The organism is Pilimelia columellifera subsp. columellifera (assembly GCF_039532605.1).
Taxonomy (GTDB): domain Bacteria; phylum Actinomycetota; class Actinomycetes; order Mycobacteriales; family Micromonosporaceae; genus Pilimelia; species Pilimelia columellifera.
The window spans coordinates 408,856-419,972 of record NZ_BAAARY010000005.1 but is presented as its reverse complement, the minus strand read 5'-3'; the positions used below and the strand labels follow the sequence as shown (position 1 = coordinate 419,972).

At 70.5% G+C, this 11,117-nt stretch carries 10 protein-coding genes; 4 read left to right on the top strand and 6 right to left on the bottom strand.

Features of this window, described 5'->3' with window-relative positions; all coding sequences use genetic code 11:
• Window positions 1-130: fibronectin type III domain-containing protein (locus ABD287_RS18525; protein WP_425565548.1), on the top strand; the 130-nt coding region annotated here is incomplete at its 5' end.
• A 177-nt stretch (window positions 131-307) separates the two neighbouring features.
• Window positions 308-2,572, top strand: coding sequence for a LamG domain-containing protein (locus tag ABD287_RS08735; protein ID WP_344170938.1), 2,265 nt, complete (start codon window positions 308-310; stop codon window positions 2,570-2,572).
• A 64-nt stretch (window positions 2,573-2,636) separates the two neighbouring features.
• Here the strand turns inward: ABD287_RS08735 and purH are convergent, their stop codons facing one another.
• Together purH and purN are read right to left on the bottom strand one after the other, a co-directional pair.
• Entirely contained in the window at window positions 2,637-4,202 is a 1,566-nt protein-coding gene (purH, locus tag ABD287_RS08730; RefSeq protein ID WP_425565538.1) for a bifunctional phosphoribosylaminoimidazolecarboxamide formyltransferase/IMP cyclohydrolase, read from the bottom strand.
• Window positions 4,199-4,849, bottom strand: coding sequence for a phosphoribosylglycinamide formyltransferase (purN, locus tag ABD287_RS08725; RefSeq protein WP_344170932.1), 651 nt, complete (start codon window positions 4,847-4,849; stop codon window positions 4,199-4,201). Before purN ends, purH begins: the two co-directional genes overlap by 4 nt.
• Before the next feature lie 186 nt (window positions 4,850-5,035).
• Between purN and ABD287_RS08720 the strand changes: the two genes are divergently transcribed.
• Complete coding sequence (locus ABD287_RS08720) at window positions 5,036-5,299, top strand: hypothetical protein (protein WP_344170929.1); 264 nt, start codon at window positions 5,036-5,038, stop codon at window positions 5,297-5,299.
• Window positions 5,300-5,342: 43 nt separating this feature from the next.
• On the opposite strand, the gene ABD287_RS08715 is transcribed toward ABD287_RS08720, so the two are convergent.
• From ABD287_RS08715 to icmB, 4 genes are all read right to left on the bottom strand, one after another.
• Window positions 5,343-6,656, bottom strand: coding sequence for a cell division protein PerM (locus ABD287_RS08715; protein ID WP_344170926.1), 1,314 nt, complete (start codon window positions 6,654-6,656; stop codon window positions 5,343-5,345).
• 134 nt (window positions 6,657-6,790) lie between these two features.
• A complete protein-coding gene (gene sucD, locus ABD287_RS08710) occupies window positions 6,791-7,672 on the bottom strand; it encodes a succinate--CoA ligase subunit alpha (RefSeq protein WP_344170923.1) in 882 nt (293 codons plus the stop codon).
• An 18-nt stretch (window positions 7,673-7,690) separates the two neighbouring features.
• Window positions 7,691-8,869 carry an ADP-forming succinate--CoA ligase subunit beta gene (gene sucC, locus ABD287_RS08705; RefSeq protein ID WP_344170920.1) on the bottom strand — a complete coding sequence of 393 codons (1,179 nt, stop codon included), beginning with the start codon at window positions 8,867-8,869 and terminating at the stop codon, window positions 7,691-7,693.
• A gap of 517 nt (window positions 8,870-9,386) precedes the next feature.
• On the bottom strand, window positions 9,387-9,788 hold the full coding sequence (icmB, locus tag ABD287_RS08700; RefSeq protein ID WP_344170917.1) for a coenzyme B12-dependent isobutyryl CoA mutase small subunit: 402 nt from the start codon (window positions 9,786-9,788) through the stop codon (window positions 9,387-9,389).
• 520 nt (window positions 9,789-10,308) lie between these two features.
• Here icmB and ABD287_RS08695 point away from each other — a divergent pair.
• Window positions 10,309-11,007, top strand: coding sequence for a M23 family metallopeptidase (locus ABD287_RS08695; RefSeq protein WP_344170914.1), 699 nt, complete (start codon window positions 10,309-10,311; stop codon window positions 11,005-11,007).
• The last annotated feature ends 110 nt before the right edge of the window (window positions 11,008-11,117 follow it).

Sequence of the window (11,117 nt, the reverse complement as noted above, 5' to 3'; positions counted from 1 at the left end):
CTCCTGGACCACCCAGACCGACGTCAACAGACTACGATCCGGCACCCGCTACCAATTCAAAGTCCGCGCCAAGAACTCCGGCGGCTGGGGCGCCTGGTCGAAGGGCGTCTACGCCACCACCTCCTGGTGATCGTAGATCCGCCGACCACCGGCGGCCCGGTCCTCTCGGCGTCAGACCGCCGAGAGGACCGCCGGCGGTTACTACCTGCGAGTCGGCTTTCCGTCGCCGATTGTCACTTCAGGTAAAACGGGTCTCTCCGCCGCCGATCAGGGGTTGGTGGGGCAGGACACGCGATGGAGGTGGATCATGGGCGGGCTCCGTTGGCCGGCGCTACGAACCGGCCTCGTGGCGTTCGGCATGGTGTTGATGCTCTCGGCGACCGGGACGACGTATGCGGCGTTCAGCGCTATCACCCCCGCCGGGTCGGCCGTTCTGGGCGCCGCTTCGTCGTTCGACTACGACCCCATCGTCGTCGACGCCGGACCGCAGTTCTACCTGCGCGGCGACGACGCGCAGTCCGCGACCTCCAGCTCCGCCGCCGCGGACACCTCTGGAAACAACAGCCCGGGCGTGTACGACGGCCGCACTGACGGGCCATCGACGTGGTGGAAGCTCAACGAGGGCGCCGGCGGGGCCGGCACGGTGACGGCTGACTCCTCCGGCGCTGCCGCCCCCGGCACGCTCGCCGGCGCCAACGCCGCGTGGAGCGCCAGCGGCAAGTACGGCGCTTCGTTTTCCGTCAGCAGCGGCGTGGGCCACGTCACGGGCGCGAGCCGGGTTCGCACCGATGCCAGCTTCAGCGTGGCGGCGTGGCTCTATCCGGCATCGGACCACAGCGGGGCCGCGGTTGCCCAGATCGGCGGCGCGAGCAGCGCATTCATGATCAAACGCGATGCTGGCAGCGACCGGTGGCAGTTCCTCACCACGGCGGCGGACACGGCAGCCCCCGCCGTCACGCAGATGGTGTCCAACGCCTCCAGCGCGCCGCTGAACACCTGGACCCATGTGCTGGCCGTATACGACGACCCCAATGACAAGCTGCACCTGTACGTCGACGGCGCGGCCCAGGGCGCGCCCGCCACGGCGACGGCCGACTGGAACGCCACGGGCGGCCTCATGGCCGGCGCCTCGCGGTGGGCCGGCGCCACCGGCGACCAGTGGCTCGGCCGTATCGATGACGTGCGGATCTTCCGCCGCGCCCTGTCGGCGAGCGAGGCGGCGACGTTCGCGCCCTCGTTCGCGCCGCCGGCCACCGCGCTGTCTCGGTGGGAGTTCGACAACAACTGCAACGACTCCAGCGGCAACGGCCGCTCCTGCGCCAACGGCGGCGGCGGGTACACCACCACCAGGCACCTCGGGTCGCACGCCTACAACGCCCCGGGCAACAACGCGGCGTACCACGAAGGCGGCGTCATCAACACCGCGTCCAGCTTCAGCGTCGCCGCGTGGGTCTACCCCACAGCTCTCGGCGCCGCGGACCGTGTCGTCGTCTCGCAGTCGAACGCCCAGGGCGTCAACTTCCAACTCGGCTACGAGGGCAACGGCAGCTACCCCGCGAGCAGCAGCCGGGTCGGCGCCGCCACCGGATGGTCATTCCAGATGGCCGTGTCCGCCAGCACGAACGCCGCCCGCAAGGTGGTCAACACCAGCGCCAACACCGCCCAGCTCAACACCTGGACCCACCTGCTCGGCACCTACGACTCCGCGACAGACACCCTACGTCTGTACGTCGACGGGGTGCTCCAGAACAGCCTGTCCGAGGCGTTCACCCAGTGGGACAGTCGCAACCACACCGTCATCAACTGCTTCTTCTTCTTCTGGAAGGAGACCGCGTTCACCTCCGTCGGCCGCACCGGCTACCTCACCGCCTGTGACGACACCTGGGCCGACTACGTCACCGGACCGATCGACCAGGTGTACCTGTACCAGCGGGTCCTCACCAGCGACGAGATCGCCCAACTCATGCTGGACCCGAACACCTTCACCGGGCCCCAGCACCAGATGGCCGCCGAACAGGCCGGGGCGCTCACCGGGGCCGGCCAGAGCGCCTCCACCGCCGTGGCTTTGACCGGCGTGTCGGGCGCCTACCACCCCACCCAGCGCGTCAACCCCGGCCCGTTCACCATCGAATGCTTCCTCCGGACCACCGCGGCCACCGGCGGCGCCGTCATCGGATTCGCCGGCAGCGCCACCGGAACCGCCGACGCCGACTCCGGCCGTACTCTCTACATCGACAGCACCGGCCGACTCGCGTTCGTCGTCAAACCGGGCGGCGTCGAGAAACGCGTGGCATCGCCCTCGGCCGTGACCGACGGCGCCTGGCGCCACGCCGCCGCCTCCCTCGGCCCCGCCGGCATGACGCTCTACCTCGACGGCGTCCGCATCGCCACCGACCCCACCACAACTGCCAAGAATTACGCGGGGTACTGGCGCGTCGGCGGCAACAACCTCACCGGCTACACCAACGCCCCGCCCAACCACTACCTGGTGGGCACCATCGACGAGGTGGCCTTATACGACCGCCAGCTCACCGACAACGAGATCAGCACTCACGCCATCGCCCGATCCTGAGCCACCCAGCCTTGCCGATGACGACGCCTACGACGCGTGGCTCCGCGACCCGCGGGAAGTCCGGTCAGTGGAAGAAGTGGCGGGCGCCGGTGAGATACATGGTGATGCCCGCGGACTTGGCGGCGGCGATGACCTCCTCGTCGCGTACCGAGCCTCCGGGTTGGACGACGGCGCGCACCCCGGCGTCGAGGAGCACCTGAAGGCCGTCGGCGAACGGGAAGAACGCGTCCGACGCGGCAACGGACCCGTTCGCCCGGTCGCCAGCGCGTGACACCGCGAGCCTGGCGCTGTCGACCCGGTTGACCTGGCCCATGCCGATGCCCACGGTGGCCCGGTCCGCGGCGAGGAGAATGGCGTTGGACTTGACCGCCCGCACCGCGCGCCACGCGAACGCCAGCTCGCCGAGTAGCGCTGGCGAGGCGGCGTCGCCGCAGGCCAGGACCCAGGTGGACGGGTCGTCGCCGGGGGCTTCCACCCGGTCGGCGATCTGAGCCAGCACACCGCCGGTGATCTGCCGAAGCTCGACCGGCGCCGGCTGCCACTGCGGGGCGACGAGCAGCCGGAGGGACGGCTTGGCGGACAGGATCTCGACCGCCCCGGCCTCGAACCCGGGCGCCACCACGACCTCGGTGAAGATTTCGGAGATCTGCCGCGCCAACGCGACGGTGACCGGCCGGTTGACGGCGATGACGCCGCCGAACGCCGAGACGGGGTCGCAGGCGTGTGCGCTACGGTGCGCCTGCGCCACATCGGCGCCGACGGCGATGCCGCACGGGTTGGCGTGTTTGATGATCGCCGCCGCCGGCTGGGCGAAGTCGTTGGCGGCCCGCCAGGCGGCGTCGGCGTCGACGTAGTTGTTGTACGACATCTCCTTGCCGTGCAGCTGCTGCGCCTGGGCCAGGCCGGCCGGAGCGGACTGGTCGGCGTAGAGGGCGGCCTGTTGGTGCGGGTTCTCCCCGTACCGCAGCACGGCGGCGCGGCTGAGGGCCAGGCCGGCGAAGTCCGGCCACACCTGCTCGGACGGGACCAGCTCCCGAGCGCACCACTGGGCGACGGCGACGTCGTACTCGGCGATGACGGCGAAGGCGCGGGCAGCGAGCGCCCGCCGCTGCTCCAGGGTGAACCCGCCGGCCTGGACGGCGGCCAGGAGCAGCGGGTACGCGGCGATGTCGGTGACGACGGCGACACTGTCATGGTTCTTGGCGGCGGAGCGGACCATGGCCGGCCCGCCGATGTCGATCTGTTCGATGCACTCGTCGGGGCCGGCCCCGGAGGCGACAGTGGCCTGGAACGGGTACAGGTTGACCACGAGCAGGTCGAACGGGGCCACGTCCAGCTCGTCGAGCTGCGCGAGGTGGGTGTCCTTTCGCAGGTCGGCCAGCAGTCCGGCATGCACCTTGGGGTGCAGGGTCTTGACCCGGCCGTCGAGGCACTCGGGGAATCCGGTCACCTGGTCGACGGCGGTCACCGGCAGCCCGGCGTCGATGATCATCGCTGCGGTGGAGCCGGTGGAGACGAGCTCGATCCCGGCGCGGTGCAGCGCCTGCGCCAACTCGACCAGCCCGGTCTTGTCGTAGACGCTGATCAGGGCCCGGCGAATCGGCCGCTGGCTCACGGTGACCTCTTTCATGGAATGGTGACTTTCCGATCGGTGATGGTCCACCCCTGACGCGCCAGCCGGCCGACACAGTCGACGAGCTGGGCGCGTTCGGCGACCTTGATGCGTTCGGTGAGCGCGTCGATGTCATCGTCGTCGAGCACCGGCACCGGGGTCTGGGCGACGATGGGGCCGGTGTCGACGCCGGCGTCCACGAAGAACAGGGTGGCGCCGGTGACGCGCACGCCGTAGGCCAACGCGTCGCGCGGGCCGTGGATGCCGGGGAACGCCGGGAGCAGGGTGTTGTGGGTGTTGAGGTAACGATCGCCGAAGGCGGCGAGGAACGTCGGACCGACCAGTTTGAGGAAGCCCGCGGAGATCACCAGATCGGGTTGGTGGACGGTGACCCGCGCGGTGAGCGCGGCGTCCCAGGCGTCCCTGGTCGGGTGATCTGGCACCTTCTCGACGAACGTCGGCACGCCGGCGTCGGCGGCGAGCGCCAGCCCGCCGGCGCTGTCCCGGTCGGCGCCCACCGCGACGACCGTGGCCCCGTACGTCGGGTCGGCGCACGCGTCGAGCAGGGCGGCCAGGTTGCTGCCGCCGCCGGACACGAGGACGACCAGCCTGGCCCCCGGGGTGGGCGGCCGGTGGCGGGCGGGGGGCTGGACGGCGTCACTCACGCGAGCACCCTACCGGGCGCGCTGGCCAGCGCTGGTCCCGGATCGTTACCGAGCGTTCGCCGTCGTTCTGGCGAAACGGCAACGAGCGGACCTGCGGAAAACGGTACGCTCCGGACGACGTGCGGCCGCGCCCGCGGGCTCAGCCGACCCGTCTTCTGACGTGACCAAATCGGAAGGAACATTCCCGTGACCGCTCCCTACCAGCCCGTGCCCGCCAGCGGCGGCAACGACAAGACCACGCTCTGGGGCGTGCTCGGCATCGTGTTCGCGCTCTGCTGCGCCCCGCTGGGCATCGTGTTCGCTGTTCTGTCGATGAACGAGGCCAAGAAGGTCGGGAAGCCGCCGACCCTGGCCTACGTGGGCTTCGGTCTCGCGGCGCTGTCCATCATCATCGGCATCATCTCGGCGGCGACCGGCGCCTTCAGCGGCATGACGAGCAGCACCTCCTGAGCGTGAGGCGCGAGGTGGCCCGCTTCGGCTGGCCCTCGCGCCGTCAGGGGCTTGCGGCCCGCCCGCCGCGGACCATCCCGGCGACGGCGACGCCGAGCAGGAGTCCGACGGTCACCGCCCCGCCGCCAGCCGCGGCGACTTTCCAGGCGACCGGCCCGATCACCGACAGCCGCTGCCCGCCCAGGGCCCCGGCTGACGCCCAAGCGGCCAACCCCAGCAGAGTTCCGGCCACCGGCCCGGCGACCAACGCGGCGGCGAACAGACTGGCCGCCCGGAGCGGGCGGTCCGAGTGTGGCCCCCGTGCCATCAACACTGCGCACAGCGCCCCGATGGCGACCGGCGTCACCATGAGCACGGCGCCCAGCCCGCCCAGCTCGCCGTCGGGCAGCCCGGCGAACAACGGCACCGCCGGCAGCCCGCCGACAGTCACCTCGGCGATGCTCACGGTGGCGCCCTCGCCGACGGCGAAACCGGGGCCCAACAGGTAGGACGCGGCCCAGACCGCCGTGTTCGGCAGGAAGGCCAGACAGAGCAGGGTGATCCCGGCCTGCCCGGCGATGCCGGTGCGGTAGGCGCCGACCAGTTCGCTGGCCTCCCGCCAGCCCAGCGCCAGGGAGAGCCCGGCGGCGATCGCCCCCGCAGCGAGCATCAGCCCTGCGGCGATGGCTCCGGCGCGCGCTCCGTGCCTGACCGGGCCGGGCAGCCAGGCGCACAGCGTCGCGTGAAGTCCGGTGGCGCGTAGTGCCCCGAACCCGCCGGCGACGAACCCGAACAACGCCAACGTGAGCACCGCTCGCGCCGGCGCCGCCGTCGGGGTGTCGCCACGCAGTGCCAGGGCGGCGAAACCGCCGACGAGTCCGTAGATCAGCCCGATGGCGCCGGCGACCGACAGCACGGCGCGCCAGTTCCCGCCGTTTCTGGCCCCGATGGCCCGGGTGGTGTGCAGGCCGGCCCGCTCCAACCGCCACAACGCCAACGCCGCGAGGGCCAGCGGAATGAGGTCGAGCTGGCCGATCGAGGTGCGCACCGGCGCCCCGTGGCCGATCAGCCAGCTCGCCAGCCCGAGGCGCAGGGTGTCGGCGCCTTCAGTCAGGGCCGCGCCGGCCAACGCTGGCGCGAGCGAGATGACGCTCGCCCACAGCACGGCAGCCGCGGCGGCCACGACCAGCGGGGCACGCCGCCGTGACGTCGCCGCCCGCTGCTGGGGCAGGCGGACGGTGGGTTGCTGGCTGAGCCGCCGCGGATCCAGGCGGACGGTCGGGGTGGCCCCGAGCCGCACGTCGTCGAGTCGCACCGTGTCCCGGTTCGGGTCGGCGTCGGTGGGTCCGGACCCGCTCTGGTCGCTGCTGACTGCCATCGTTGACCACCTTCCCAGATCTTGGAGGTCGATGGGGACCGGACTCGACATCGGACACCCGCACGGGCGCCGGGAAACATGAGAGGCGAGCCCGAAATTGGGCTCGCCTCTCATGTTGCGCCTGGACGCGTCGCTCAGCTGAGCAGCTCGCGCATGAGCGTGGCCGTCTCGGTCGGCGTCTTGCCGACCTTGACGCCGACCGCCTCCAGCGCGGCCTTCTTCGCCTCGGCCGTGCCGGACGAGCCGGAGATGATGGCGCCGGCATGCCCCATGGTCTTGCCGGGCGGAGCGGTGAAGCCGGCGATGTAGCCGACGACCGGCTTGGTGACGTTGCTCTTGATGAACTCCGCCGCCCGCTCCTCCGCGTCGCCGCCGATCTCGCCGATCATGACGATCGCCTCGGTCTCCGGGTCCTCCTGGAAGGCCGCGAGCGCGTCGATGTGCGTCGTCCCGATGATCGGGTCGCCGCCGATGCCGACCGCGGACGAGAAGCCGAAGTCCCGCAGCTCATACATGAGCTGGTAGGTCAGCGTGCCGCTCTTGGAGACCAGGCCGATCCGGCCGGCGCCGGTGATGTCGGCCGGAATGATGCCGGCGTTGCTGGCCCCGGGCGAGATGATGCCGGGGCAGTTCGGCCCGATGATCCGGGTCTTGTGGCCGGTGGCCACGGCGTGCGCCCAGAAGGCGGCGGTGTCGTGCACCGGGATGCCCTCGGTGATGACGACCGCCAGACCGATGCCCGCGTCGATGGCCTCGACGACGGCGCTCTTGCAGAACGCCGGCGGGACGAACACGACGGTGACGTCGGCGCCGGTGGCTTTCATCGCCTCGGCCACGGCGCCGAAGACGGGAACGTCGGCTCCGTCCACGTCGACGCTCGTGCCGGCCTTGCGCGGGTTCACGCCGCCGACGATGTTGGCGCCCGAGGCCAGCATCCGCCGGGTGTGCTTCATGCCCTCGGAGCCGGTCATGCCCTGGACGATGATCTTGGAGTCTTTGGTAAGCCAGATGGCCATGTCAGATTCCTCTCCGGCTCAGCGGGCCGCGGCCAGCTCGGCGGCCCTGCGGGCCGCGCCGTCCATGGTGTCCACGCGCTGGACCAACGGGTTGGCGGCGGCATCGAGAATGGCGCGCCCGGCCTCGGCGTTGTTGCCGTCGAGGCGCACGACGAGCGGCTTGTCGATGTCCTCGCCGCGCTGGTGCAGCAGCTCCAGCGCCTGGACGATGCCGTTGGCGACCGCGTCGCACGCGGTGATGCCGCCGAAGACGTTGACGAAGACGCTCTTGACGGCCGGGTCGCTGAGCACGATCTCCAGACCGTTGGCCATGACCTCGGCCGAGGCGCCGCCGCCGATGTCGAGGAAGTTCGCCGGCTTGACGCCGCCGCCCAGATCCTCGCCGGCGTAGGCGACCACGTCGAGCGTGGACATGACCAGGCCGGCGCCGTTGCCGATGATGCCGACCTCGCCGTCGAGCTTGACGTAGTTGAGGTCCTTCTCCTTGGCGCGCTGCTCCAGCGGGTCGACCTGTGCCTGGTCGACCAGGGCGGCGTGCGAGGACTGCCGGAAGTCGGCGTTCTCGTCGAAGGTGACCTTGGCGTCGAGACAGAGCACCTTGCCCTCGCCGGTCTTCGCGAGAGGGTTGACCTCGACGAGGGTGGCATCCTCGGCGACGAACGCCTTCCAGAGGTCCTGCGCGATGACGACGATCTGGTCGGCGACGTCGGCCGGGAACTGCGCCGCTGTGACGATCTCACGGGCGGTGGTCTCGTCGACGCCCTTGTTCGCGTCAATCGTGATCTTGGCGACCTTCTCCGGGGTCTCCTCGGCGACCGCCTCGATGTCCATGCCGCCGGCGACGCTGGCGATGCACAGGAAGGTGCGGTTCGCGCGGTCCAGCAGGTACGAGAAGTAGTACTCCTCGGCAATGTCGGCGGTCACCGTGACCATGACCTTGTGGACCGTGTGACCCTTGATGTCCATGCCGAGGATGTCGGTGGCGCGGGCCTGGGCCTCGTCGGCGCCCTCGGCCAGTTTGACGCCGCCGGCCTTGCCTCGGCCGCCGACCTTGACCTGGGCCTTGATGACCACGCGCTCGCCGAGCCGCTCGGCGATGGCGCGGGCTTCGGTCGGGGTCGTCGCGACGCCGCCGTCCAGCACGGGAAGCCCGTGCTTTTCGAACAGGTCGCGCCCCTGGTACTCGTACAGGTCCACCTGCGCGTCCGTCCCGTTCTCTTGCGCGGCGCGCGTGGGTGCCCGCCGGCGAGGATGAGAGTGCCGCCCGTCTGCTCCGGTCGAGACGGGCCCTTCCGGCGCAGCCTAGCGACCGGACGGGGCTGCCAGGATGTCCGGGTACGCGATGTGCCGTGGGGCACAGCGGGGCCGGTGGCGGGGCCTTGACGCACGGCCGCCCCTCGGAACGGACAGACCCGACAAATGCGTCCAAAGTTTCTTAGTGTCCGCCGTCACTTACCGGATATGCCTTCGTTTAAAAGGATGTCGCTGACGACAACAAAGCTGGCCGATGTCCCGCGTCGCCACTCCGGTGGCGCAACGGGCCAGGCTGGCGTCGCCCGGCGACAGGACGGCCGATGCCCTGTCGGTCGAGGGGTGGCGGCGGGGCATCGTGCATCGAGGGGCCGGGCGTGTGAGGGGTGCGCCCGGTCCCTCATTTCGTGTGGTCCCAAGCCTGCGGCTATCGCCACCGCGACGCCGGCCAGGAGGCCGCCGGTCAGGAGGCCGAGGCGACGTTCCCGCGCACCCAGTCCACGATCGACGCCGTGGTGGCGCCAGGGGTGAACACCTTGGCGACTCCGATCTCGGCCAGCTCCGGGAGGTCGGCGTCCGGGATGATTCCGCCGCCGAAGACCACGATGTCGGTGGCTTCGCGCTCGGCGAGCAACTGGAGCACCCGGCGGAACAGCGTCATGTGCGCGCCGGACAGGACCGACAGGCCGACCGCGTCGGCGTCCTCCTGGATGGCGGTCTCGACGATCTGCTCCGGCGTCTGGTGCAGGCCGGTGTAGATGACCTCCATGCCGGCGTCCCGCAGGGCCCGCGCCACGACCTTGGCGCCGCGGTCGTGACCGTCGAGGCCGGGCTTGGCGACGACGACGCGGATCCGAGAGCTCATGGGCACTACCCTTCCGGCAAGGAATACTCCAGACGCACGGTAACCGGTGGGGTTGCCGGCGCCCGCACCCGCCCCGACCAAACGCCGCCCGGCGCCGCCTGATGTCCGGCCAGGCCGACTGTTGCGCCAGGAATCAGCAACCATCCGGCTAGATTACTGTCAGTGACGTTCGTTTTTACCCTGGGTAGGACTGCGAATAGCCATAATTCGCCTTAAATGCGGGCAGTCCTGTGGGGACCTCATCCACCCCGCGTGAAAGTGCCGGCGCGGCAACTTGTATCGCACCGTCGCCGTTCGCTACGGTGTCCCACGGCCGTCATCCGAGCGTCGATCAAGCAGTTAAGCAGTTCCCGTTGGTCGCGCTCACCTGCAACACGCACCGCCGAAGAACACGCACCGCCGAAACAGCGCCACCCGCACCAGCAGACATTGCAATCCGCACGTGAGACGGCCACGGCCAGCGGGCCACCCGGAACCACCGCCCGCCGACCACCATGGACACCGATTACGGAGGATATGAGTGCGTCAGCGTCTGTCGTCTGAGCCCGACCGGTATCGCGGTCGTCGGCGAGTGCCGACGCCACCCCGGAGCCGGTACGCCGTCGTCGTCACCGGCGCGGTCGTCGGAGCCGGCATGGTCGCCCTCGGCGCCGGCGCGATGATGCCGGACGCCAAGGCCGTCAACGACACCACCCTGGCGAACATCGCCAACACCCGGTCCGTCGCTGAGCAGCTAGCCGCCCGCAGCACCGAGGCCGAACAGGCCTCCCGCGGCCGCAGCGCCACCGGGACGAGCTTCGCCGAGCTGGAGAGCACGGACTCCTGGCTGCTCCCGCTCAAGGGCTACCGGTTCACCTCCCCGTTCGGCGTTCTGGGGGGCAGGATGCACCCCGGCATCGACCTGGCCGCCGCCGAAGGCACCCCGATCACCGCCATGTACGACGGCACAGTGGTGTCGGCCAGCTGGATGGGCGGCTACGGATACACCGTGGTGATCGACCACGGGAACGGCGTCGAGGCGCTCTACGGGCACCAGGACGCGCTTCAGGTCACCGCCGGACAGCAGGTCAAGGCCGGCGATCAGATCGGCGTCGTGGGCAGCACCGGCCTGGCCTACCAGCCTCAGCTCTACCTGGAGGTCCAGGCGCAGGACGAGGCGATCGACCCGATCCCGTTCCTGCAGGCCAAGGGCGTTGACATCCAGCTCGAACTGGACTGAACGTTGCCACGTTCTGTGACGACAGCATTGCTGTCCGTTATGTCCGGTTGCTGGATGGGGCGTTTCTGACCCACCGTCGCCAAACGTAGGGCCTCTCGGCTGACCACGCT

Bases quoted from the DNA above. Each gene is read 5' to 3' on its own strand.
- ABD287_RS08735 (WP_344170938.1), top strand. From the start codon at position 308: ATGGGCGGGCTCCGTTGGCCGGCGCTACGAACCGGCCTCGTGGCGTTC.
- purH (WP_425565538.1), bottom strand. From the start codon at position 4,202: ATGAAAGAGGTCACCGTGAGCCAGCGGCCGATTCGCCGGGCCCTGATC.
- ABD287_RS08715 (WP_344170926.1), bottom strand. From the start codon at position 6,656: ATGGCAGTCAGCAGCGACCAGAGCGGGTCCGGACCCACCGACGCCGAC.
- sucD (WP_344170923.1), bottom strand. From the start codon at position 7,672: ATGGCCATCTGGCTTACCAAAGACTCCAAGATCATCGTCCAGGGCATG.
- icmB (WP_344170917.1), bottom strand. From the start codon at position 9,788: ATGAGCTCTCGGATCCGCGTCGTCGTCGCCAAGCCCGGCCTCGACGGT.